Origin of the sequence: Rhizobium sp. 32-5/1, assembly GCF_029537235.1 — a bacterium.
GTDB lineage: Bacteria > Pseudomonadota > Alphaproteobacteria > Rhizobiales > Rhizobiaceae > Pararhizobium.
Map to the genome: position 1 here is coordinate 221,476 of NZ_CP120640.1, position 24,028 is coordinate 245,503.

18 protein-coding genes and 2 pseudogenes are annotated in these 24,028 nt (G+C 57.6%); 8 read left to right on the top strand and 12 right to left on the bottom strand.

The genetic code is table 11. From position 1 onward, the window contains the following. Window positions 1-8 precede the first annotated feature (8 nt). From P6U16_RS28040 to P6U16_RS28050, 3 genes and pseudogenes are all read right to left on the bottom strand, one after another. Window positions 9-880 (bottom strand): annotated as a pseudogene (locus tag P6U16_RS28040) (isocitrate lyase/phosphoenolpyruvate mutase family protein). Beyond that, entirely contained in the window at window positions 877-2,094 is a 1,218-nt protein-coding gene (locus tag P6U16_RS28045) for a pyridoxal phosphate-dependent aminotransferase (protein WP_277704939.1), read from the bottom strand. Before P6U16_RS28045 ends, P6U16_RS28040 begins: the two are co-directional and overlap by 4 nt. Window positions 2,095-2,298: 204 nt before the next feature. Further along, window positions 2,299-3,219 (bottom strand): LysR family transcriptional regulator, encoded by a 921-nt coding sequence (locus P6U16_RS28050; RefSeq protein ID WP_277704940.1) that lies wholly within the window; start codon window positions 3,217-3,219, stop codon window positions 2,299-2,301. Between the two features lie 175 nt (window positions 3,220-3,394). Here P6U16_RS28050 and P6U16_RS28055 point away from each other — a divergent pair, with 175 nt between their 5' ends. The 7 genes from P6U16_RS28055 (at window position 3,395) to P6U16_RS28085 (ending at window position 11,591) form a co-directional block, all read left to right on the top strand. Further along, complete coding sequence (locus P6U16_RS28055) at window positions 3,395-4,567, top strand: ABC transporter ATP-binding protein (RefSeq protein ID WP_277704941.1); 1,173 nt, start codon at window positions 3,395-3,397, stop codon at window positions 4,565-4,567. 71 nt (window positions 4,568-4,638) lie between these two features. Continuing rightward, complete coding sequence (locus P6U16_RS28060; RefSeq protein WP_277705062.1) at window positions 4,639-5,523, top strand: sugar ABC transporter permease; 885 nt, start codon at window positions 4,639-4,641, stop codon at window positions 5,521-5,523. Continuing rightward, window positions 5,520-6,356 (top strand): carbohydrate ABC transporter permease, encoded by an 837-nt coding sequence (locus P6U16_RS28065; protein WP_277704942.1) that lies wholly within the window; start codon window positions 5,520-5,522, stop codon window positions 6,354-6,356. The genes P6U16_RS28060 and P6U16_RS28065 overlap by 4 nt, the downstream gene beginning before the upstream one ends. A 23-nt stretch (window positions 6,357-6,379) precedes the next feature. Beyond that, complete coding sequence (locus P6U16_RS28070; RefSeq protein ID WP_277704943.1) at window positions 6,380-7,666, top strand: extracellular solute-binding protein; 1,287 nt, start codon at window positions 6,380-6,382, stop codon at window positions 7,664-7,666. 109 nt (window positions 7,667-7,775) lie between these two features. Continuing rightward, complete coding sequence (locus P6U16_RS28075; protein WP_277704944.1) at window positions 7,776-8,939, top strand: PLP-dependent aminotransferase family protein; 1,164 nt, start codon at window positions 7,776-7,778, stop codon at window positions 8,937-8,939. A gap of 38 nt (window positions 8,940-8,977) precedes the next feature. Further along, window positions 8,978-9,892 (top strand): branched-chain amino acid transaminase, encoded by a 915-nt coding sequence (locus P6U16_RS28080; protein ID WP_277704945.1) that lies wholly within the window; start codon window positions 8,978-8,980, stop codon window positions 9,890-9,892. Window positions 9,893-10,100: 208 nt separating this feature from the next. Further along, a complete protein-coding gene (locus P6U16_RS28085) occupies window positions 10,101-11,591 on the top strand; it encodes an alkaline phosphatase family protein (RefSeq protein ID WP_277704946.1) in 1,491 nt (496 codons plus the stop codon). A gap of 349 nt (window positions 11,592-11,940) precedes the next feature. On the opposite strand, the gene P6U16_RS28090 is transcribed toward P6U16_RS28085, so the two are convergent. The 8 genes and pseudogenes from P6U16_RS28090 to P6U16_RS28125 form a co-directional block, all read right to left on the bottom strand. Then, the gene (locus tag P6U16_RS28090) at window positions 11,941-12,525 is read right to left on the bottom strand and encodes a recombinase family protein (protein ID WP_277704947.1); all 585 of its coding nucleotides are present in this window, start codon (window positions 12,523-12,525) and stop codon (window positions 11,941-11,943) included. A gap of 179 nt (window positions 12,526-12,704) precedes the next feature. Next, window positions 12,705-13,474, bottom strand: a pseudogene (locus P6U16_RS28095) (IS6 family transposase). A 269-nt stretch (window positions 13,475-13,743) separates the two neighbouring features. Continuing rightward, window positions 13,744-15,651 carry a HAMP domain-containing methyl-accepting chemotaxis protein gene (locus P6U16_RS28100; RefSeq protein WP_277704948.1) on the bottom strand — a complete coding sequence of 636 codons (1,908 nt, stop codon included), beginning with the start codon at window positions 15,649-15,651 and terminating at the stop codon, window positions 13,744-13,746. 183 nt (window positions 15,652-15,834) lie between these two features. After that, on the bottom strand, window positions 15,835-17,001 hold the full coding sequence (ugpC, locus tag P6U16_RS28105; RefSeq protein ID WP_277704949.1) for a sn-glycerol-3-phosphate ABC transporter ATP-binding protein UgpC: 1,167 nt from the start codon (window positions 16,999-17,001) through the stop codon (window positions 15,835-15,837). A 79-nt stretch (window positions 17,002-17,080) separates the two neighbouring features. Continuing rightward, window positions 17,081-18,106: a Gfo/Idh/MocA family oxidoreductase gene (locus P6U16_RS28110; protein WP_277704950.1), complete on the bottom strand. Its 1,026-nt coding sequence runs from the start codon at window positions 18,104-18,106 to the stop codon at window positions 17,081-17,083. A 28-nt stretch (window positions 18,107-18,134) separates the two neighbouring features. Continuing rightward, entirely contained in the window at window positions 18,135-18,968 is an 834-nt protein-coding gene (locus P6U16_RS28115) for a carbohydrate ABC transporter permease (RefSeq protein ID WP_027681768.1), read from the bottom strand. Window position 18,969: 1 nt separating this feature from the next. Beyond that, complete coding sequence (locus P6U16_RS28120; protein ID WP_277704951.1) at window positions 18,970-19,899, bottom strand: sugar ABC transporter permease; 930 nt, start codon at window positions 19,897-19,899, stop codon at window positions 18,970-18,972. 70 nt (window positions 19,900-19,969) lie between these two features. Then, on the bottom strand, window positions 19,970-21,424 hold the full coding sequence (locus P6U16_RS28125) for a substrate-binding domain-containing protein (protein WP_277704952.1): 1,455 nt from the start codon (window positions 21,422-21,424) through the stop codon (window positions 19,970-19,972). 282 nt (window positions 21,425-21,706) lie between these two features. Here P6U16_RS28125 and P6U16_RS28130 point away from each other — a divergent pair, with 282 nt between their 5' ends. Further along, window positions 21,707-22,966 carry an ROK family transcriptional regulator gene (locus P6U16_RS28130; RefSeq protein WP_277704953.1) on the top strand — a complete coding sequence of 420 codons (1,260 nt, stop codon included), beginning with the start codon at window positions 21,707-21,709 and terminating at the stop codon, window positions 22,964-22,966. A 489-nt stretch (window positions 22,967-23,455) separates the two neighbouring features. On the opposite strand, the gene P6U16_RS28135 is transcribed toward P6U16_RS28130, so the two are convergent. Then, window positions 23,456-23,938 carry a hypothetical protein gene (locus tag P6U16_RS28135; protein WP_277704954.1) on the bottom strand — a complete coding sequence of 161 codons (483 nt, stop codon included), beginning with the start codon at window positions 23,936-23,938 and terminating at the stop codon, window positions 23,456-23,458. Window positions 23,939-24,028: the final 90 nt, after the last annotated feature.

Genomic DNA, 24,028 nt, shown 5'->3' on the forward strand with positions numbered 1-24,028 from the left:
GCGCCCCCTCAGGACAGGAAGAGTTTCTCGTTCGTCTTTACCTGATCCATCTTCTGCAGGCGGAAGATTTCTTCGACGCTGACAATGTCGTTGTTGACCGCATGGATGCCGCGATCCTTGAGGATACGGACGAATACATCCTGCATGGCGGTGACGGAGGCGCGAATGGCATGGTTGCCGTAGATGACGATCGCGATCTTGCCGAGCGCCTTTATCCGCTCCTCGTTCATTTCCGGATAGGCGGTCGGAACGATGACGATCGGCACCTTGCCATTCCAGTTCCGCACGAAGCTCTCCACTTCATCCGGTGTCTTCTGCTTGGAATGGATCAGGATCATATCGGCCCCGGCGGCTTCGTAGGCTGCAGCGCGCTTCAACGCCTCTTCCTCACCCAAACCGGCGATCAGCGCCTCTGTGCGGGCGATGATCAGGAAATCTGGATTGAGCGCGTGGCGACGGCCGCACGGATCTTGCCCTGAAATTCCTCAAGTCTCAGCAGGTCCTGGCGTCCATCGGCCACAAGGCTTGTAACCTTCGGGAATGTCTTGTCCTCGATAACCACCGCCGCAGCGCCGGCGCGTTCGTACTGTTGGATCGCGTAGATGACATTGATCGCATTGCCGAAACCGGTGTCAATATCGGCAATGATAGGCAGCGAACTCTGCTCACCCATAGCGCGCACCATGTCGAGATGCTGCGTCATCGAGATCATGCTGACATCGGCGAGACCGTAAAGAGCGGACAGTTCAAAGCCCGATGCCCAGATGCCGTCAAAACCTGCCTCTTCCACCAAACGTGCCGAAAGCGGGCTGTGCGCTGCCATCACATGGGCGAGGCCATTTGCGATAATCGTCTGCTTGAGTTGTTTGCCTTTGCTCATGCTGCGTCCTCCTGAACAAGCGCTTGGCAGGCGGCGATGATCCGGTCGCACCCCTCTGTCAGTTCCGCTTCGGAAGAAGCGTAAGATATCCGAAAGTAGGGTGACATCAGGAAACCGGAGCCGGGAACGACGGCGACGCCGGCATCCTCAAGCAGAAACATCGCAACGTCCTCGTCGGTCCTGATGATTTTGCCGGCGGGCGTTCTCCTGCCGATCAGACCTTCGCAGGAGGCGAAGACGTAGAATGCCCCGTCGGGAGCAGTGCAGCGCAGTCCATAGGCTTCGTTGAGTTTCCTGACGACGAGATCCCGGCGGGCCTCATATTGCTTGACGAAGCCCTGAAGATAAGATTGATCGCCGCCAATGGCCTCAACTGCCGCATATTGGGAGATCGAACTGGTGTGGGAGGCGGTCTGACCCTGAATGGTGTTCATGGCCTTGATGAGGTCCGCTGGACCAGCCCCATAGCCAAGGCGCCAACCCGTCATGGCGTTTGCCTTCGAAACACCGTTGACGGTCAGTGTGCGATCGTACAGCCAAGGCGCCACAGCCGCGATGGTCGCAAATTTGGTATCCCCATAAATAAGCTTTTCATAGATATCATCGGCCAGAACCATGACATGCGGATGGTTTCTCAGCACCTCGGCCAGCGCGCGAAGCTCCTCCGCGCTGTAGACGGCACCCGTCGGGTTGGACGGCGAGTTCAGCATCAGCCAGCGCGTTCGCGGCGTGATCTGCTTTTCGAACGCTTCCGGCGTGAGCTTGAAACCATCTGCTTCACTGCAGGAAATGATGACCGGAGTGCCGCCGGCGAGGCGGACCATATCCGGATACGACACCCAGCAAGGCGCCGGAATGATCACCTCGTCGCCCGGATCGAGGGTCGCAAACAGGGCGTTGAACAGGATCTGCTTGGCGCCGCAGGCAGTGGTGATCTGATTGATGTCGTAGTGCAGATTGTTTTCGCACTCGAACTTGTCCTGGATGGCCTTGAGCAGAGAGGGAATGCCGGGAACCGGTGTATATTTCGTCTTGCCGGAGCGGATTGCATCGATCCCGGCGTTCTTGATGTTTTCAGGCGTATCGAAATCGGGCTCCCCGGCGCTCAGTGCGATGACGCTTTTTCCGAGCTCCTTCAGTTCACGCGCTTTGGCAGTCATTGCCTTGGTGGCCGATGGCTTAACAGCGCCAAGCCGCTTCGAGATAAAAGTCAATGTAGCCTCCTTGCCCGCGCCACTGCGGCGCGCTGGTTTCGAGGCAACCTAGGCCGGGCAGAATGGATCTGCCAGCTTATCCATATCATTTGTGAGGGATTAAAATCGCATTTTCCAATGTAAGCGGAATCACAAAGACAACCGACGGCAATTCAGACAGAAAATCAGGCTCGCTTCATTTCGCGATCGACTTGGCCAGCGGCATCATTCCGCGCTTCCGTTCGTACCATCCATGGCCCCGGCTTTCCGGCAGAGCCTGGTGATCCATCGGCAGAAGGCGCGGGCAAGATCCGGGTTGTGGCTTCGGTCGAGTGCGTAGGCGTGATATTGCTTTCCGCTGTTGACACGCGATCCCGGCAAGACTTCCAAGAGTCCTTGAGCAATCAGATCCGCGACCAAAATCTGGGGCGTCACCAGCAAACTTTGCCCCGTCGTGACGGCCGGCAATGCCAGATAGTGGTGATCATATCGCGCGCCGGAGAGTATATCAGAGGTCTTCAGACCCAGGGCACGTGTCCAGATTGGAATGATGTCGGGTCTGGATGTGACCGTGATGAGCGGTGTGGTGCGCAAAGAGGCGAGGTTGCGCCCCGCGACAAACTTCGGCGCCCCAACGCACACAAGCTGCTCGTCATGGATGTCCCAGCGGTCAGACGCTTGCGTAAGCGCCAGGTCGCGTGTCAGCAGGACATCGAAATTGTCTGTGGCAGTTGGGGCAGACAGGGAAGTAACGATATCTACCGTAACGCCGCCCATTTCTTTGGAGAAGTACTGAAGATTGGGGATTAAAAGCGAATAGGAGAAGGTGGATAGTGACGTCCGCACGATCAGACGGTTTGGCTCCTTTCGGTCGCCGCGGCGCATCCGATTGGCGGTGAACAGTATCGTCTCCAATGGTTCGGAGACGGCATCCGCAAAGAGACGGCCGAAATCGGTCAGTTGAGTGCTGCGGCCCCGGCGCTCGATGAGTTTAGCGCCAAGATATTCTTCCAGAACGGCCAGATGGCGACTGGCAGAACTTTGCGTTATCCCAAGGCTTTCGGCCGCACGCGTTACACTATTCTCGCGAGCGATTTGCACGAAGGCGCGTACTGCGTTGAGAGAGAGGTCTTCCTTCTCCGACATGTCGGTCTTCCATTTAGGTCAAGATGGTCGAAGCATCAAATCGCGAATCGTCTTTTTGATATCGCTTTTTTCGATGCCTGTCATTTACTTGTAGCAAAACTGGCTGATTAGCTAGCTACCAACGCCAAAAACTTCTGGCCTGGTAAAGGGCCCTTGAAAAATGAAGGGGAACACAATGGCGAAAATATCGATACGAAACATCGGGAAGTCCTTTGGCGCGACGTCAGTACTGAAAGGCGTCTCGCTTGAAATTGCCGACGGCGAGTTCCTGACGCTACTCGGTCCCTCCGGCTGCGGGAAATCGACACTCCTGCGCATATTGGCGGGACTTGAGGTGCAGAGTGGCGGCTCGCTGGCGATCGGCGACCGCGTGGTGGACGGGATACGGCCGAAGCGGCGCGACGTCGCCATGGTCTTCCAGTCCTATGCGCTCTATCCGCACATGACGGTACAGGAAAACATGGCGCTGCCGTTGCGCATGCGGCGGCTGTCAGCATGGCAAAGATTGCCGTTGATGGGCGAATTGCTGCCGGGAACGACGGCGACAACCGCGGAGATCGAGCGGGACGTCACCCGCACCGCCAAGTCCCTCAGCATCGGCCATCTGCTGGCCCGCAAGCCCGGGCAACTGTCCGGTGGCCAGCGTCAGCGCGTGGCTGTGGGGCGCGCCATGGTGCGCCAGCCTGCCGTTTTCCTGATGGACGAGCCACTGTCCAACCTCGACGCCAAGCTCAGGGTGCAGATGCGCGCGGAGATCAAGGAGTTGCATCAGCGCCTCGGCGTCACCTTCGTCTATGTCACTCACGACCAGTCCGAAGCCATGACCATGTCGGACCGGGTCGCGGTGATGCTCGACGGTGAGCTTTTGCAGGTGGCGCCCCCGCAGGAGATCTATGCCGATCCCGACGACCTGCGCGTCGCCGAATTCATCGGCTCGCCAAAGATCAACATCCTCCAGGCGACGCTGCGTTCGGACGGACTGGCCGACGCCTCCGGCACAAGCTTCACAGTAGCGGCGGGTCTTGCACCCGGATCAACCCTTTCCTTGGGTATCCGCCCAGAAGCCTTCCATCTCGTTGATGCGAGCAAGGACAATGTCTTGACCGGTTCGGTGCGACTGGTGGAGCATATGGGCTCCGACCTCTATGTGCATCTCGATGTGCCTGGTGCCGATCATCCTCTTGTCGCGCGGCTGCTCGCGGAACGCGCGCCGCAGATCGTCTCGGGCCAGACCCTCCATCTGGGCGTCAAGCCGGAGCGCCTGCTGCTCTTCGCGGCCGATGGACGGCGGCTGCGTCCGGATGGAAACACCAAGGCGAACGTGCTGCAGATCAAGGAGCGCGTCTAATGAGCACGGCTTCCTTTACAGGGCCGGACCCCGCCGGTTCTTCAACTAACACCGCCGAAACCCGCAAGGCGCTGCGCAATCACAGGTTCGCCGAAACACTCGCAGCATGGTCATTGGCCGGACCGGCACTTGTCCTGCTTGTCATCCTGTTCTTCCTGCCTGTCTTTGCCGTCTTTGGCATTGCGCTCACCGACTGGCAGTTCGGCGCCAGTACGCTCTCCTTCGTGGGCTTCGGCAATTTCAAGGAGGTTTTCTCCGACGAGGGTTTTCGCGCCTCACTTACCAACACCCTCCTCTACGTCGCGATCGTCGTGCCTGGTACGATCGTGCTTGGGCTTGTGATCGCACTTCTCATAGAAAGCGGCAAATCATTGCGCGCCTTCTACCGCGCCATTCACTTCCTGCCGTTCATGGCGACGCTGACCGCCATGGCGATCGCCTGGGAGGCACTGCTGCATCCAACCCTCGGTCTCGTCAATCAGACGCTCGCCGCCGTCGGCCTGCCGACGGCCAATTGGCTGCGCGACGAGAACACGGTGCTGCCGGTTCTTGCGGTCATCGGCGTCTGGCAAAACCTCGGCTATGCCATGGTGTTGTTCCTCGCAGGCCTCAAGTCGATACCACAGGACCTCTATGACGCTGCCGACATTGACGGCGCTGACCTTTGGCTCGACCGGCTGCGCACCGTCACCCTGCCGATGCTTGGGCCGGTGACCATGTTCGTCTTCATCGTCGTGGCGCTCCGAGCCTTTGAGACCTTCGATACCGTGCAGGTTCTGACACGGGGTGGACCGGGGCACGCTTCGGAGATGCTGCTCTATACGCTCTACCGCGAGAGCTTCGAGTACCTGCGCACCGGCTATGGCGCATCAGTCGCTGTCGTCTTCCTCTTCATCGTCGTCGCGCTGACCCTCATCCAGGCACGCGTGATGGACAAAAGGGTCCACTACCAATGAGCACCGATCGTCTCACACCACCGTCGCACATCCTGCGGCATGCCGCCCTGCTGATCACCGGCGCCCTGATCCTCATCCCCTTCGTCTGGATGGTCTCGCTGTCGATCAAGCCGCCGGGCGAGATCTTTCGCGCCTCCTTCAGCTTCTGGCCTGAGCAGTTCTACGGCATCGAGAACTACACCAAGGCTCTGACCGAAGCGCCGCTGCCGCAATACATGCTGAACGGCATCTTTGTCTGCACGATGATCGTAGTGCTGCAGATCGTCGTTTGCGCGCCGGCGGCCTATGCGCTGGCCAAGCTTGACTTTCCCGGCAGGAACTTGCTGTTCGGCATGGTACTGATCGCGCTGATCCTGCCGCACGAGGTGCTGTCCCTGCCGCTGTTCATCCTCGGCTACCAGATCGGCATCCTCAACACTTATGCAGCGCTGATCTTCCCCTATATCGTCTCGCCCTTCGGCATCTTCCTACTCCGGCAGTTCTTCAAGACGGTTCCTGACGACGTTATCCATGCCGCGCGCCTCGACGGACTCTCCGAACTTGGCATCGTCTGGAAGATCATGGTGCCGATGGCACTGCCCGCCATCATCGCCTTCGGCATCTTCTCGGTCGTCGGCCATTGGAACAGCCTGTTCTGGCCGTTGATCGCCGTGCGCGACCAGGGGCTCATGCCGCCGCCGCTTGGCATCATGGCTTTCAAGAACGAAGAAGCCGGCAACGACTACGGCCCCCTTATGGCGGCATCAACCCTCGTCGTCGCTCCCCTCATCATCGCATTCCTCTCCGCCCAACGATGGTTCGTCGAAGGCCTCACAGGCGGAGCGGTGAAGTGACCTCCAAAAATAGGACAGCTACAATGAAACTGACTCGCCGAGTTTTCGCTAAAATAATCGCTGTTGGTCTCGCCACAGCTCCAGCGATTTCCATTCTCTCCGCAACCGAAGCATCGGCGGAGACAATCACACTGAAGATTTCCCATGCTTGGCCAAATCGAACCGAGTTCCTCGATAAAATGCAGGCCAGCTTCAACGCGACGCATGACGACGTGCAGATCGAGTATGTTGCTGCAGGAGACAACTGGCAGCCGCTTTTTCAATCGACGCTGCGGGATTCGCTCGTCGGGCAACTTCCCGATATCACTCATCAGCTGATCAACTATACCGGGCTTTTTACCGCCAAAAACATCGCACAGCCGATTGACGCGATACCTGGAGGCCAAGCTTTCATTTCGTCCTCGGGCGTCTCAAGTGCTCTTGTTGAGGCTGCATCGGTGAACGGACACGTCTATGCCGTACCCTACGGCCTCACCATCCCCGTTGTCTTCTTCAACATGAGCCTGCTCAAGAAAGCGGGTTGGAAGCAAGCGCGTTCACCGCAAACCTGGGAAGAGATCATTGATGCCGCGGCGAAGGTCGCGGCCCTCGGCGGCAATATCAATGGTGGTTACTTGGAGTTCGAAGCGTCTAACAACTGGATGTATCAGAACGTGCTGACCGGAATTGGTGGTTCCATGGGCGACAAAGACAGCGCCATAGGATTCGACAATGAGACCGGCGTAGAAGCTATGACGATCATCCGAGATTTCGCCAAGGCTGCGAATACTTCAGCGATGACGACGAACCAAGCGCGCCAAGCGTTCAATGCAGGAACAATGGGCATTCTGTTTCGTTCGGCAAGCGGCATTCCTTCAATTATGGAGGCTGCCCAAGCCAATAACTTCCAACTCGAGATCGGCTCCTTCCCGGTCGTTTCCGGTAAAGGCAAGCTCTCGGCGGTTTCTCACGGAATGTTCGTTCTCACCAAAGATCCCATTCGCCAAAAAGCTGCTCTTCGGTATCTCGAATGGGCTTACGGCTCCGAAGGCCAGGCGTTACAAACTCAATACGCTGGCTACCTTCCGGCCAATTCCAAGGCATTCGGCGAAAGTGATTTGTTTGCTGACTACAACAAGTCCAATCCTTACGCTCGTAACCTGATCGCGTCATTGTCGAATGCCGGAGACTGGCACACCTATCCGGTCGACAACACTGACCAGATCTTTGACGCCCAGATCGAAGTCGTTCGAAGGGTGATCACCGGCAAGACAGACCCCGCAGCGGCCGTCGCCGAAATGTCAACCGCCACTCAGAAATTTCTGAAGTGAACCCGTAGGGGCCAGTAGGCAATTGCCCTGGCCCCTTGTTCCCCCGGCAACGAAGCTCTTCGAACCGGTGCTCGCTGCGCGGGTACCATATTCAAATTCAACCAATGCATTGCACGAGGCCATCATGAACACTGCCATAGGAACACCTCAAATCGAACCACAGAAACCGGCGAGCTCTTCGCTGCCTCCTGTTCCCATGACGGGTAACCTTCCGCCGCGTGTCCCCGATGTCTTCGATCCCGAGTATCGCTCGGCGATGAAGAATGTCCTCGAAGCAAGGCAGCCGATGGACTGGATCGGTGTCCATCAATTCCTGGGTTTTCCCGAGGATCGTGTGGCCGGCGCCAAGTTCGTTACGCGCCGCCTTTCCGTGGCCCCTGATCCGGATAGGGTTGTTCTGTCCCACTCGACGCAGGCAATTTTGACCGTGCTTTGCGGTGCGCTCATCGGAACGAATGGCGTCCTGGCAGTCGAGGAATTGACCTACCCCACCATGGCGAAATTCGCCAAGCAAATGGGCTTTAATCTGGTTGGCGTCAAACTGGACGATCAAGGGATCATACCAGACGCGTTCGAGAAAGTGTGTGAACAGCATAAGCCGCAAGCGCTCTATACTTTGCCCACGTTGCAGAATCCGACGACTGCTTTGATGGGCCTGGAGCGCCGGAAGGAAATCGTCGCGATTGCGAGAAAGCATGGCGTCGCGATATTTGAGGACGAGATTTACGCGCTCCTGCCAGAGGATCTGCCGCCACCACTCGCCGAACTGGCGCCAGAGATCACCTACTATATGCTTGGCACGGCCAAATCGATCGGAGCGGGCCTGAAGGCAGCCTATCTCGTCACGCCCAAAGAAACTGATCCGGCTCGCTTGTTCTGGCCTGGGAGCGGCATGACCTACTGGATGATCGCACCCGCCAATGCGGGGGTTGCGACGGAACTGATTCATAATGGCGGTGCTGATAGGATCATTTCTGCTGTCCGCGATGAAACCCGCGCACGGCAAAACATGGTGGCTGAAACGCTGAAAGGCGTCAGTTTCCGCACCGCGCCGGAATGCTTGCATGTCTGGATGGACGTTCCGGCCAACAGGGAACTCTCTGATTTCGTTGAAGACTGCAAACGCCGCGGCGCGGAAGTCGGCCCCGCGACCACGTTTCTGATCGCGGGCGGTTCCGCTCCCCATCGCATCAGATTTGGAACTGGCAAGGCAAGAGATCGGGAGGTGCTTCAACGCGGTCTGGATGCAATCGCTGGTGCTTTCTTCCGGTGAAAATCGCTACGCCGCAAATCATTTGATGGGACCAAACTATGACACTACCTGAATTCGCATACTTCAATGGAAAAATCGTTCCGTGGAACGACGCAAAAGTACATGTGTTCTCGCCAGTCGCGAAATACGGCATTGGAATCTTCGAAGGGATTCGAGGATACTGGAATCCTGCCGAAGAGCAGATCTACTTGTTCCGACTCAAGGAGCATCTCGAGCGCTATGCCTTTTCGCAGAAGGCCATGCGTTTCGATGCCGGTCCTTCGGATAAAGAATTGACGCAGGCTCTGATGGACGTTTGCAAGGCGAACGAGTTTCGAACCACCGTACATATTCGCATGATGGCTTTCATCGACGAGATGGGCGAGATGGGTGCAACCGGGCCTGTGGGCACCGCCATCACAGCGCTACCGAGAGCAACGACCAAACAGGTTAGCGCGGGCGCTTCAGCCCAGATCAGCTCGTGGATGCGAATGCCCGACAATGTCATGCCAGCGAGGATTAAATGCAACGCCAACTACCACAACTCGCGTTTGGCGGTGATGCAGGCCCAGCGTGATGGTTACGATGTGGCACTTCTCCTGAACTCTAGGGGTAAGCTCTCCGAGGCGCCCGCTATGTGCGTATTCATGGTGCGTGACGGCCAACTGATCACACCAAGCGCAACAAATGACATTCTGGAATCAATCACCCGACAAACGGTGATGGAGATCGCCGAAGAATATTTGGGGCTGAAGACGGTCGAACGAGACGTAGATCGAACAGAACTCATACTGGCTGAAGAAGTCTTCTACTGCGGTACTGGTGCAGAGATCACTCCCGTAACTTCCGTCGATCGCATCGCTGTCGGTTCTGGTGAGTCCGGTGCGATCACCCGAAGGCTACAGCACCTCTACCTCGATCTTGTCACCGGCGACAGCAAAGATCACCCTGAATGGAGAACGGCGGTCTATTAACCGAATGGTGATCGAGGGATTGGCTCTAGAGCGCCGCGCGTCCAATCGGACGCGTCTCAACTCTTTGAATCTACGCATCATGCTTTCCGAAAATCGATTCCGATTTTCGGGCCGATGCTGCAGTTTCAAGTCGCCAATCGCAATGGCGTCTAGGCAAGGCCGGGACGCCGCTGCAATTTAACAACAGCAAGCGCGATAGGAACGAATCATGACACCGGACTCCCACTGCAAATTCCTTATCGTCAGCTTCGATGGCCTTCGGCCCGACCTTGTCTCACCGGAGTTGATGCCGAACCTGTGCCGTTTGCAGTCGCTTGGCGTAACGCTGTCGAACCATCGGACGATCTATCCCAGCGAAACCCGTTCGGCATTCCCAAGCCTCGTCACCGGCACCTCCACCGGTGGGCACGGCATGGTCGGCAACAAGTATGTCGACCGTTCGGTTGCGCCACCGCGCTATATCGATACGTCAGACGCCGTGCTCCTGCGAAAGCTCGACTTGGAAAGCGGTGGACGACTGATGTCTGTGCCGACGCTTGGCGAGATCCTCGCTGCGGCTGGGCGCAGCATGGCCGTGTTGGCCACCAACACACCTGGCACGACACGCTTCTTCCATCACAAGGCGGAGGATTTCGGGCATGTTCGACTTTCTGGACATTTTCCGGAGGCCTGCACGCCCAACGATGCATTGGCGGAAGCTGAAGCCGTTGTTGGGCCGCTACAGCCAGCGCCGCCCGAGACCGAGCCTGACACGGCCGGGCAGGACTGGATCACCTCGGCCTTTCTTGAGGTGGTCTGGCCGAAATACCGACCGGACGTCACGGTTCTTTCCTATGGCGAACCCGACATCACTTCGCACTTTCATGGCACCGGCGCCGAGGCGACGCGTGGCATTATCGCCCATTGCGACCGACAGTTTGGGCGTGTGCTCGACTGGTGGGAGGCGGAAGGGCGCACCGAAGGCGTGCAGATCATCGCGATCTCGGACCATGGTCACATCACGGGTCATACACGTGTTTCGGTGATCGACAGTCTGCGTGACGCCGGCTTTCGTGCCGGTACGGCCCCCGCACCGGATGTCGATGTCGTTGTCGTCCCTGGTCAGGTCGGCGCGCTGTATCTCGCTGACCCCAGTACCGAACAGATTGCGCGGTTGGTGGCGGTGATCACCAGCCAGCCGTGGTGTGGACCGGTGTTCACCCGCCCGAAGAACGATATCCAGGGTATCGCGCCCGGCAGCCTTGGCAGCCATCTGGTCTTTGCTGATCATACTCGTGCCCCGGACGTCTCCTTTTCCTTCCGCGCCGATGACGGCGTCGATCCGTTTGGCCTCATCGGCGGAACTTTCTATGACAATGATCGCCGCACCGGGCTGGGCGTCCATGGCGGACTGCATCCGAAGGAACTCGCCGCAGTCGGCATCGTCGCCGGCTCGGCTTTTTCCGCGCCGGGCTCTGTCTGCGGTATTCCCTCGGGCATCTGCGATTTCGCACCGACGATTTTGCACCTTCTCCGGATCGCTCCGCCGGACGCAATGAGCGGGCGCGTGCTGCACGAGGTTTTGGGACATGCGCCGCGGGCGATCCCAGACGTTCGGAACGAGGCCTTCGAAGCACGCCTCGGCAGTTTTCAACAGGTTCTGCGCCGCGTCCAAGTTGGAAGCGCTACCTATGTCGAGGGCGCCGTAATCAACGGGTGACGTGGTCGTTGGTGGCTGGTGTCCTCTGCCTCCCAGCCTGTTTGGAACTCTGTTCGCTGGGCCAACGCGGCACCTTTGTCAGTGAGAACGCAATCTCCTATCGACTGGGTGCCCGCACGCGATTCGAAGAGAATATCCTCCGGCTTAAACTACGCGCCGACACGACAAATATTGAAGGTCGAGCATCTGGAGGCAACTGAATCGATTGCCTCTGAACTGGATATCGAGATCGATGATCCGATCGTACTTGTGAGCTTTATCTGTGGCCGCTTGCCAACATGGCCCAGTCGGGGTGGGTTGAGGATACATGTAAAAACCGGTCACAAGGCCTTTTGTGGCGGCGACCGGGTCAATTTGGTGATCTCGCCGATGATGCCTCGGCTCGCCTTTCCGTGAATTTTTCCTCTATTTGGCGAACACTGAGATCCGTTTCCGCGGCCAGACGTTCAATCTCGGCGACGATATGCGGTGAGACGGGTGGGCGGCCGAGCTGCTTGCCCCGGGACTTGGCAGCGCGCATGCCGGCAGTGACGCGCTCGCTGATCAGCGAGGACTCGAGCTCTGCCATTGCCCCGATGATGGTGAACATGGCGCGGCCCATGGGGCTTGCGGTGTCGATTTGATCCTGGACGCTGATGAAGCGGACGCCGACGTGATCGAACTCCTCAAGGGCGGTCAAAAGGTGGCGGGTAGAGCGGGCGAAGCGGTCGAATTTCCAGACCAGCACGCAATCGAGATCGCGGTTTCGCGCGGACGCCATCAGGGCACCGAGTTGGGGCCGCCCCTCGCGCCGGCCGGAGACGGCAACATCCAGATACTCTCCGACGACATTGAGCTTGGCGCGTTCGGCGTAATCGCGAAGGCCATCATATTGCAGATCCGGCTTTTGATCGGCGGTCGAGACGCGCAGATAGAGGGCCGTTCGATTTTGCATCGATGGATTGATGGGGGTTGCCGTCCACGAATGTATTCTTTCTTGGACGATGAAACGGGATGGGCTATCTCCTTCAATTTGCTCATGTCGCGCCGGCCGATTGGCGGCCCCTTTTTGGACACCCTGGCTCTCTTGCAAATTTCCATTTTGGTCATAATGGCCGTTGGTTGGTACGTCGATTACCTGGCAGCCTCGCGGTTTTCGAGACTCTGAGCGAGCAGTGCTACCGCTTCCGTCAGCGCGCTTGGTCCGATGCCGAAAGCACGTTCAACAATGCGTGCTTCTCCACGGATGTCGCCCGTTAGGTTGAGAATCGCAGCCTGTCCTTTGCGCAAAGCGCGCATGACCTCGAAACCTTTGATCGTCGCATAGGCCGTTTTCAGCGTCTTGAACCCTCTCACCAGTTTGATCAGTTGCTTCAACTTGCCGTGATCGGCCTCAACGACGTTGTTCAGATATTTGACCTGTCGGTGCACGAGTTCTACGGGACATTTGCTTTCGGCCTTCAATTGCACAATGGCATGCCATAAGTCGGGGCCTTGTCGGTGTTGATGACAGTTGGCTTTTCCCAGTCCTTCAGGCCATTCAAAGCCTTGCCGAGAAAGCGTTTGGCCGCTTTGGCATTGCGGGTCCGGGACAGATAAAAATCGATCGTGTTGCCGAATTTGTCGACGGCCCGGTAGAGATACGTCCATTGTCCACGGACTTTCACATAGGTTTCATCAACGCGCCAATTCGTTGACTGCGGCCGGCGCCAGTGCCATCGCAACCGCTTTTCAATCTCCGGCGCATATCTCTGAACCCAACGATAAATCGTGGAATGATCGACTGGCACACCCCGTTCGCCCATCATTTGCTCAAGGTCACGGTAGCTGACCCCATAGCGGCAATACCATCGCACCGCCCACAAAATCACTTCACCCTGAAAATGACGCTTGAAATCGCTCATCAATAGTCTCGCTGAAAATCTTCGGCGCTCTTTCCGACATCAGCGGGATTTTTGCAACAGAGCCCCGGCGGTTACAGGGTTCCCTTTAGAATCAGTCGCTTGATCTAAAGTGTACCTGAAACCGCCGGGCTTTGCCCGCGGAAATATCGCGATTCACCCAATATTTTCAGCAGTTTACCGTTTGCGGACAGGCACTAGACTGGACGGCCCACGCCCCAAAGACTACGTGGACGCATGTACCGCATTCACGACCGACAGCGTTCCGCTGTTCAAACGTCTCTTGCGATCCCAAGTCTTTGCGCAACCTGTGTTAGTATCGCATGAGCTGGCGAAGACGCTAAGTCCGGATCTGTATCACCGGTTTGCCGACCGTCAGTCGTGTCACTCGCGTCAATTTGAAACTCCGAAACAATCCCGCGCAACCGCTTTGCCTCGATGGCAAGTGCCGCGCTTGCAGCCGTGGATTCCTCGGCCATCGCAGCATTTTGCTGCGTAACCTGATCCATCTGATTGACTGTCCGGTTGACCTCGGAAAGGGTTACGGACTGCTCGTTGGAAGCCGCTGTGACGGCATCAAGCTGAGTGTTGATCAGCACGATCTGTTCCTCGATGATCTTGAGCGTCTCGCCGGTATCGCGGACCAGTTTGACGCCACCGCTGACCTCGTCAACCGAATTGAGGATCAGATCCTTGATCTCCTTTGCAGCATGCGCGGAGCGTTGAGCAAGCTCGCGCACCTCTTGGGCGACAACTGCGAAACCTTTTCCAGCCTCGCCCGACCGTGCGGCCTCGACGCCTGCGTTGAGCGCCAGGAGATTGGTCTGAAACGCGATTTCGTCGATGACACCGACGATACTCGAGATTTGCGAGGATGACCGTTCGATGCGTTGCATGGCCGCAACAGCGCTGGAGACCACTTCACCGGAATGGCGCGCCGACTTGTTCGCCTCAATGGCAACATGCCGCGCCTCCGCCGTGCGCTTTGAGGAACTGGCTACGTTCTGGGTAATCTGATCCAGAGCGGCGGCCGTTTGCTCCAGTGAAGCAGCCTGATGCTCCGTGCGGCGTGACAGGTCCTGCGCGCTCAAACTGATTTCCTGCGCGCCATCATCTATTGATCCGGTGGCGTGCGACACGGCTCTCAAGCTCTCAGCGAGTTGGGCAACAGCAGCGTTGAAGTTCGCGCGCAACGGTTCGAAATCCCCGGCGAAATTGTCGTCTAGCCTGAACACGAGGTTGCCGCCGGCGAGATGTTTCAGGCCCACTGCAAGCCCGGACGTGGCCTCCGCCATATCCCGCGCGCGCTGACGCTCGGTCTCGGCGATGCGCGCACGTTCAATCTCGTTTGCGCCACGACTTGCCTCTACATCCTTTTCCAGATCCCGCGCCCTTAGCTCGTTGTCCTTGAAGATCTGCACTGCTCGGGCCATAGATCCGATCTCGTCGCGGCGGAACGTTCCCTCGACGGTCGACGTGAGATCGCCTTCCGCGATGATCTTCATCGTCGCCACCATCTGCTTGATCGGTTTGACCAACCAGGCGCGAATTGCGAGAAAACCGAAGCACGAGATAGCGAGGAGTGCCGCAATAGCTGCGCCTAAACTCAGCACGGACGTGTCACGGACAACGCGTGAAACATCAGCACGCTTTTGCTCTGCATCGGAGGCAAGTTGTTCGGTCACGGATGTGAATCGCGGCGAGATGGCAGCAAAGGCGGGTTGACACAAAATGAGATAGAGTTGCTGCACCATGGCAAGCTCGGCTTCACTGGTCGCGCCGCGGGCCACAGCGATCGCTGCACCACACGTGTCGGTCAGGACAGAGAATCCATCCGCCTTCAACTTCGGCAGTTCGCTCTGCTCGGGAACTGCCTGGACAGCCAGATCCATGAACCTGACGAAGTTCTCTCGCGCGTCATTCAGGCCCGCTTCGGCGCGCGCCCTCGCCTCTTTCGACCGCGTCATCACCATGTCGCTGATGCTGGCACGCGCTGTTTCAAGACTTCGGTTCGACTGTGTCAAGCGAAGCGCTGCCGATGAACCCCGGTCGAGAAGCCCTTGGTAGCTATCGTTTACCTTGAGCATTTGCCGACTCTGATAGAGCGTCAGGCCCAGCGCCGTGACACCAAAAACAGCCATGATGATAAAGAACTTGCCGACAATGGAAACGTGTTTCACAAGCCACTCCTCTAAGCCCGGTGTCACTCACGGCGCACGGATGTTCGGTTCTGATGGTTTGATGTCTCGAATTTTAAAAAATGGCTGCCGCCGAACTCGAATTCGACGACAGCCAAGTTGCCTGGGAGGGCAGGAGAAAAAGAGAGTTGAACCCCTAGCTGGCGACAGTTCGTGCATGTTCTGTCAGTCGCGGATCGCAGTCCCCGTTACAGGATCGAACCAGTGCAACTTCTCCAGATCGACAGTCAGTGGCAGCAGTTGATTGGGACGTGGTGTCAGCGCCGGTGGGATACGCGCCACGAGCCGGTTCTTACCCTTATTGGGAAAGTCTTCGGTATCTTCAGCATCGTTGATGTTGACCGGCGGTGACGCGATGTCGAAAAAGACGAAGGTGTCGGCTCCAAGTGCTTCGGCAACCGGGACCTGCTCATTGAACAAGGCTTCAGACTCAGGGCAAACCTGGAACATCTCCGGGCGAATTCCGACAATGACTTGTCGCCCGGCGTAGGCCGATAATGTCGCCTTGGCAGGGATGGAAAATGATATCTTCGTTCCAGTTACCGCAGCTTTGAGCGACCCGGCTTCCGCCGTCAGCTCGACGCGCACAAAATTCATGGCGGGCGAGCCGATGAACCCGGCCACAAAGAGGTTGGTTGGCTTGTCGTAGAGCATCTGCGGGGTGTCGATCTGCTGAAGATTGCTCTCCTGTCCGTTGAACACCGGCTTCAGCACAGCCACACGATCGCCCATGGTCATGGCCTCGACCTGGTCGTGGGTTACGTAGAGCGTCGTCACGCCGAGCCGCTGGTTGAGCAGCTTCAGTTCCCCGCGCATCTGCACGCGGAGCTTGGCATCCAGGTTGGAAAGAGGCTCGTCCATCAGGAAGGCCATGGGGTGGCGAACGATCGCCCGGCCCATCGCCACGCGCTGGCGCTGACCACCTGACAATGCCCCGGGCTTGCGCTCAAGATAGCGGGTGAGATCGAGCATTTCCGCTGCGTCGCGAACCAGCTTGTCGATCTTGTCCTTGGGCATCTTTCGCTGCTGCAGACCGAATGCCATGTTGTCGTAGACAGACATATGGGGGTAAAGCGCGTAGTTCTGAAAAACCATCGCAATATCCCGGTCCTGCGGCTCAGTCTCCGTGACATCAGCGTCATCCATCAGCAGCCGACCGCTGTTGAGCGTTTCAAGACCCGCTGCCATCCGCAATAATGTCGACTTGCCACAACCCGACGGGCCGACCAACACGACGAATTCTCCGTCCGCGACCGAAAAACTTACATTCGCAACGGCAACAGTTCCGTCCGGAAAGGTCTTGCCGATCCCGTCGAAGGTCATGGACGCCATTTTTATCTACTCCCCGTATTTTCAAGCGAGGCAAGCCGCACTGTTCGTGCGGACATGCCCCGCGCTTCTGGTTCCGGCTTTAGCCGATATTCACGGCCTTGCCGGTCGCGACGGATTCCTCGATCGCAGCCAGGATCTTGGTATTTGCCAGGCCGTCCTGTGCATCTGCCAGCAGCGGAGCGTCGCGCACCACGCTATCGACAAAGCGAGCAATGGATTCCAGGACAAAGCCGCCGATACGCGTCGCGCCGGTCGGTGTTATGCCGATATAGTCATTGTATTTTAGTCCGCCGTCGACGATCCGGCGCAGGCCCCCACTATGCGTAGGGTCCGCCTGGACCTGGCCCTTTTCACCAACGAACTCGATTTTGAAATCGACGAGCGAAGGATTGTCACGCGACAGGATCCAGCTGTTTTCCATGGTCACGACCGTGCCCTTGGCAAATTCAAGGATCGACACATGGAAGTCCTTCGTATCCACGCCGCCGGCCGACAGGGTCCCCGAGCGCGCGACGGAATAAACACGCACCACCTCGTCTGCGAGAATAAAACGCAGAACATCGACCAGATGGCTGCCCAAGAACCAGAGTGCCGAAGACTTTGCAGCCCAGCTCAGCATTTCGAATGGAACGAATGTCGTATTCGAAAGACGTGCGGTGCCGTGCTTTGCCAGGCCGATCTGACCGTCCTGAATCATGTCGCGGACCTGGGCGAGGATCGGATTCACACGGTTGTGGAAGTCAATCATCAGCTTGCCCTTGGACTTTGCGGCAGCCACGGCAATTTCCTCGGCTTCACGTACTGTCGTCGCAAGCGGCTTTTCGCTCAACACGTGTTTATCGGCTTTCAGAGCCGCGAGAATGATCGGCGTGTGGGTAAAGTCAGGCGTCGCGACTGAGATGGCGTCGATCTGATCGCTTGAGATCAGCTTCTGGTAGTCAGTGAAGGCCTGCGTTGCGCCGTAGGTTTCCTTCATCTTCAGCGCCCTGCCCTCATCGAGGTCGCAGACGCCGACCAGCTCGGTCTCCGGCAAGACATTAAAAGTGTGGGCGTGATTGCCGCCCCAAAGACCGGCGCCGATGACGCCCATTCGCAGTTTGCTCATTGCATTACTCCATTCATAAAGGGAAAGCTCAGCCCTTCACCGAACCAAAGGTGAGGCCTCGAACGACGTATCGATCGAAAACAAGGAAGATGATCATCGGAGGTATCATCGCGAGCACCGCAGCGGCGGCGATGTAGTTCCAAGTCACTCCGCTCGTCGCGAAATATCCAAGTGTTCCGATCGGAAGGGTGGCGGTAGAGCGCGAGCTCAGCACCAGCGGAAAAGCGGCGTTGTTCCATGCGAACACAAAGGCGAACATCGAGGTGACAATGATGCCGGGACGAACGATCGGCAGCGTGATCCGCAACATGATCGTGTACCAACGGGCGCCGTCGACCCGGGCAGCCTCCTCGAGTTCCACCGGCACTTCGTCGATGAAACTCTTCATCAGCCAGACCGAAAACGGGATCGTCAGCGTCTGCAGGACGAGGATCATCGAGAAGTAGGAACCCTGGAGACCGATGCGCGTGATGAGGATGAAATACGGGATCAGGAACGCGACCGGCGGGGCCATCAGCAAGCCGAGATACCACAACATGATGTTCTTTTTGCCGCGCAGCTTGAATCGGGACAACGCGTAGGCAGCAGGCACCGAAAAGGGCAGATTGAGGAGCACAGCACCAATCGCAACGATCAGGCTGTTGACCAGTTGCGGTGCATTGGTGCCGGGATCGACGAGGATGTGCCGGAATGCGTCGAGATTGGGCTCGAAGGTAAGTTGCGGCGGCATCGTGAATGCCGTCTCGGCCGGGCGGATCGCAAGGGCGATGAACCAGAGGATCGGACCGACGAAGATTGCCAGGAAGAGGAGGCCGGCGGCATAGGTGAGTGCTGTGTTGAAGCTCGTGTGGCGACGGGACATTTTACCACTCCTCGTTTCGGAACGCGAAAAAGACGTAGAGGGCAACGATGACGTTGACGATCAGCACGGTGATCCAGGTCATTGCACTGACGAGACCGATGTTGAAGTTCACCAGCCCCTGTTCGTAGAGGGAGTATCCAAGGGTACGCGTTGAGGTGCCCGGTCCGCCGCGCGTGAGCACAAGCACGGTGTCGAAGGTGTTGAAGATCTGCATGAAGCGCAGCATGACGATGATGATCGCGGTGCGCTTGATCAGCGGCAGCTTGATCCGCATCAGGATCGTCCACGCAGATGCCCGATCCAGTCGTGCGGCCTCTAAAATCTCATCGGGAACGGCCAAAAGGCTCGCATAGAGAACGATTGCAAAGAATGGTGTCCATTGCCAGATGTCGACGAAGAGGATGGCGGCAAGCGCTGTCGATGGCGAGCCGAGAATTCCTTCCGCGGGAACCGGGAGCCAAAGCGACTGCAACACCCAGCTCAACAGTCCGCCACCGGGATCGTAGAGGTAGCGGAATAAAAAGCCGACGACGATGGGCGCGATCGTGGTGGGGAGGATCAGCAGGGCACGCACGACGTTCATGCCAGGCAGTGCCTTAAGCAGGATGAGCGCGATCGCTAGGCCGAATATGAACTCAAGTGCCGTGCCAAGGATCGACAGGATCAGGGTATTGGTGAGTGCGGCGCGAAAGTCGAATGCGTTGAAGGCCTGCACATAATTCTCGAAGCCAACGAACTGGAGCGGCTCCGGGCCAATTTGCAGATTCCAGAAGTAGAAGCTCGATCTTAGGGCAAACAGCAAGGGGTAGGCGATCAGCGCGAGCAGCATCACGACCGAAGGCGCGATCAGCAAGTAAGGCAGGTTTCGTCGGATAAAGCTCTTCCGGGCAGGCCCGAGGGCTCGCGGCGAGCGAACAATTGTCGTGTGCATTGCCAGATCCAGTTCTTCTTCACGTGGCTGCCGGCGCGACTGTGGTCGCGCCGGCCCGAGGAGAACTCTATTACTTCTTGACCATCAGAGCTTTGGCCCCGTCAAGAGTATCTGCATAGCTGTCCTTCTGATAAGGGATCATGAGATTGCCCTTCAGGATGCTCTCGAACAGGCTGTTGGCGCGTTCGAGGCCGGTCTTCGGCTCTTCGGTGCCGGTCAGGAGCTGGTTCAATGTAAGGCCCAGCACGCTTTCGACGGCCGTGTAACCAGGTACAGGCGGGCGCGTGACTTTGCCATTACCCTGCTTCATCATTGCGTACTGCACATCGAGGTAAGGATAGATCGCCTTGACTTCCTCGTCTTGATAGAGCGAAACGCGCGCAAAGTCGGAGAACTGATAGTTGAGGTCCGGCCAAAGAGCCATTTTCTTCTGCGTAGCCTTCGAAGTCGCCCATTTGATGAAAGCGTACCCTGCCTCTTGCCTTTCGGAACTCGATGGGATGCCAAGGCTCCAGCCGCCCAGGCTGACCGTCTGAGGCACGCCCTCGGCTTTCGGCAAGGCCGCGGTTGCGTACTTGTCCATGATGTCCGACTTCTTGCCGGTCATGTAGCCGGAGTTCTTGATCAGGTAGAAATACGGGGTCCACCAGTAGAACATGCCGATGTCGCCCTTGGCAAAACGGGTGCCGGCATCAAACCAGACATAGTTGATCGCTTCTGGCGGAGACAGCTTGTAGAGCTGCCTGTAGACTTCGACAGACTTGATCCAGGCGGGGCTTGTCAGCTGCGGGGCGAAATCCCACGGAGCGGCCGGGAACGATTTGAACCAGTTCGCGCCGTGGCTTGCTGACACCTGCGTGAACATGTGGACGATCGGCGACGGCTGAGAGCCGCAGACAACGGTCGGAAAGAGCGGCTTGCCGCCAAATGACTTGCCTTCCATCGACTTCAATGTGTCGACGTATTTCGTCCAGGTCCAGTCTTCCGACGTCTCGGTCGGCGGTGCTGCAATGCCGAGTTCGTCAAAGACGTCCTTGCGGTACATGACACCCTGCGCATAGGCGGCGACCGGCAATGTGCCGACCTGCCCGCGCCACATGTTGGAAGAATAGAGGACCTCCGGGATGAAGTCGGAAAGGTCGAATTCGTTGTCCTTGGCGATGAAATCGTTCAGCGAGATGATCCAGCCATTGTCGAGATATTGCCCGAGCCACATCTGGTCGACCACGATGACATCGGCGTCCGAGGTCTTGGCGACAAAAGCAGAGACGAGGCGCGACTGAAGGGCGTCATAGGAGAGGCTCTCCAGTTCCACCTTGATGCCGGTTTCTTTCTCGTATTCGGGCACCAACGCCTTCATCGAAAAGAAGAATGGGTCTTCAACGGACAGGACGCGAACCGTGTTCGCATCCTGTGCTGCACCTCGGCGTGGAACGGCCAATGAACCCGCGCCAGCCACAAGAGCTGCGACGGAAGCGCTTTTCAGCAGGTCACGTCGCGACATATTTCCGATATCGATTGTCATAAGAGCCTCCTCAGTTGATTTGTAATCCAATCCAAGCCCCTCAGCGCAGCCCTTTAGGCTACCGGTATTGAGACTGAGATCGTTACCCCTAGTGTGCTTTTGTCAGCAGTTAGTTTGTACTTCGCACAAACTTATGATAGTGTCAAGAAGTCGCCACAGTGAAAATTCCGCTTACCGCGACGCGCCCCCGCCATCCTGCTGGCGTCACTTGAAACGCCTTATGCTGTCTGGTCGTTCGAGAATGTACAGGCTACAAAGGATCAAGCAGATTGGAGATGAAAATTGAAGTTTGACAGCCAGCCGTCCTATTCGTTGGGCCAGCGCACCCCCGCCAGCAGAGAAGTCGCTGCCGGCGAAAATGGCGGCAACGTGACGCTTGTCTCGCAGTCGGCACTTGGCGCCATAAACCGTGGTCGCGTCCTGCAAGCCTTGTATGATAACGGACCCAAAAGCCGGGCAGATCTCGCACGACTTGCCGGCGTCAACCGGACCACGATAACCGGTATTGTTCAGCCGATGATCGAGGACCAGCTTCTCGTCGAGGGAGATGCGTCGCCGTCCGACGTCAAAGGCGGCAAGCCGGCTCGACCGCTTTATTTCAACCCCGACGCACCGATGCTTGGCGCTGTCCTCCTTCTGCCTGGCACAATACAAGCCTGCCTCGTCGCGCTAACTGGTGAGATCAAGGCTGTCACAAAAGCCGAGTTTGATCCGGTTGGCGACACAGAGGCATTCATCGCGGTCATGACAAAGACGCTTACTGCTACACTGTCTGAGGCCCACCAGGCGCCGTTTGGCATTGGCGTGGCCTCTGCTGGAATGATCGACAGTGACAATGGGACGATTCTTACTGTCAACCTTGCTCCCGTCCTGACAGGACTTCCCCTTGTAGCCATATTACAAGAACGCTTCTCTCTTCCGGTTGTCATCGATCATCACCCCCGTGCCTTGCTTGTGGGTGACCGATGGTTCGGGCCCGGGCGCGGCCAACAAAATTTCGCAGCAGTCTATACCGGTGAGGTTCTCGGCGGAGCCTTCTTCATCGATGGTAAGGTCTACCGTGGACTTGCCGGATCCGGCGGCGAGCTCGGTCACAGCGTTGTGCAGATCGATGGTGCCCTTTGCAATTGCGGAAAGCATGGCTGCTGGGAGACCGTCGCTGCCCTTCCCTGGCTGCGAAAAGAAGCCGCCCGCATGGGCTTGCCACATCCCAAAAGCATCACCTGTGCTCGGCTTGTCAAGGAAGCAGACGAGGGCTCAAACGCGGCAGATGAGCTGCTCGACCGCTACACACGCAATGTCGCTTTCGGCATCGTCAATCTGCAGCAAACACTGTCCCTCAACTCCTACGTCCTGCATGGAGACGTCGCCGGAGGCGGCATGAGGGCTGCGGAGCTGATCAGGCAACATGTCGAGCAGCTTGTGGTGAAGAGACCCGGTCAGGAGATATCGATTACGGTGAACGGTATCGGCGAGGGTCATACGGCGCTGCGCGGCGCGGCGGGCCTGGTTTTATCAAGCCACCTCAAGCTGGTCATTTGAGGCAACTGCAAGGCATCAATTCGCACCTGAGCCGCAGCTCCCTGGGCCTCCTTTAGAGTTGCAGGCGCGCAATCGAATTTTCTAAGGGCGGGACTTGGGCGTGCGACCGTTAGGGTCGGGACTGCCGTCTTCCGCGACAGCGGCGGAAAAGAGAGAGGCAAAAAACGGAATGCAGGCTGCCCCGATCGCGTCAAAGGACTTACCGTATACGTCAGTGCCGTGATCGCGACGCCGAGACCTTAGCTCGGCGACTGTTGGCAGACGACCTTGTCGTTGGCGAGACCAAGGTCATCTCTGGTATTGTGCGGCCGGACATGTCCTTTGCCCTGCGGCAAAGAAACCCTCCGCTATTATTGCTGACCAAATCGGCCAAAAGTTCTCGATCATCACAGGTGCACAGATGCAGCTCCATCGATCAATGCACGACGTCATGTTCATGCGGACCATGAGCCCGAGCCCTGCCGAATGTTGCAACGACGTTGTGTTTTCTCAGCCGTCGGCTGCGAATGGCAGGAAGCCGACAAAACCGCTGATTTTCCAAGCGCTGCCTTCCTTCGTGCAAAAGAACACCGACTGCCAGTTCAATGTCTGGGAGCCGCCGTCCTCAAGGGCGATTTTGTCATTGAACGTCTTTCTCGCGGTCGCTGTTTGCCCTTCCACGCGGATGTCCAACATATTCGAAGCACGATAAATCGCATCTCTACGGTCCTCGGCATATCGGGTTGAAGCTGAGCGCTGGGCATCTGCGAGCCAAGCATCCCGATAAGCTTCAACAGTTGGAAACCGGACCTCCCAGTCTGCGGGATCAAGCGAGCCCTTCGCATCCAGTCCGCAAAACCCGTCAAACTTGAACGATGGGGCAAAAATCGTCCAATCCTGTGCGACGAAGCCATCGACGTCTTTTCGCACGAGCATTTCCCAGATGGCATGGCGGTCGCTGGCTGCAGGGAAGGGATTTGCATCAAAGGGCATGAAGCGGTTCCTTGGGTTAGGGTGACTATTCCCTCTCTACTCGGTTTCAGATTGACAATCTAGTATGTTTGTGCGACGCACGTACTAACG

Bases quoted from the DNA above. Each gene is read 5' to 3' on its own strand.
- P6U16_RS28110 (WP_277704950.1), bottom strand. From the start codon at position 18,106: ATGAGCAAACTGCGAATGGGCGTCATCGGCGCCGGTCTTTGGGGCGGC.
- P6U16_RS28080 (WP_277704945.1), top strand. From the start codon at position 8,978: ATGACACTACCTGAATTCGCATACTTCAATGGAAAAATCGTTCCGTGG.
- P6U16_RS28055 (WP_277704941.1), top strand. From the start codon at position 3,395: ATGGCGAAAATATCGATACGAAACATCGGGAAGTCCTTTGGCGCGACG.
- P6U16_RS28090 (WP_277704947.1), bottom strand. From the start codon at position 12,525: ATGCAAAATCGAACGGCCCTCTATCTGCGCGTCTCGACCGCCGATCAA.
- P6U16_RS28120 (WP_277704951.1), bottom strand. From the start codon at position 19,899: ATGCACACGACAATTGTTCGCTCGCCGCGAGCCCTCGGGCCTGCCCGG.
- P6U16_RS28050 (WP_277704940.1), bottom strand. From the start codon at position 3,219: ATGTCGGAGAAGGAAGACCTCTCTCTCAACGCAGTACGCGCCTTCGTG.
- P6U16_RS28125 (WP_277704952.1), bottom strand. From the start codon at position 21,424: ATGACAATCGATATCGGAAATATGTCGCGACGTGACCTGCTGAAAAGC.
- P6U16_RS28135 (WP_277704954.1), bottom strand. From the start codon at position 23,938: ATGCCCTTTGATGCAAATCCCTTCCCTGCAGCCAGCGACCGCCATGCC.
- P6U16_RS28065 (WP_277704942.1), top strand. From the start codon at position 5,520: ATGAGCACCGATCGTCTCACACCACCGTCGCACATCCTGCGGCATGCC.
- ugpC (WP_277704949.1), bottom strand. From the start codon at position 17,001: ATGGCGTCCATGACCTTCGACGGGATCGGCAAGACCTTTCCGGACGGA.
- P6U16_RS28070 (WP_277704943.1), top strand. From the start codon at position 6,380: ATGAAACTGACTCGCCGAGTTTTCGCTAAAATAATCGCTGTTGGTCTC.
- P6U16_RS28115 (WP_027681768.1), bottom strand. From the start codon at position 18,968: ATGTCCCGTCGCCACACGAGCTTCAACACAGCACTCACCTATGCCGCC.
- P6U16_RS28085 (WP_277704946.1), top strand. From the start codon at position 10,101: ATGACACCGGACTCCCACTGCAAATTCCTTATCGTCAGCTTCGATGGC.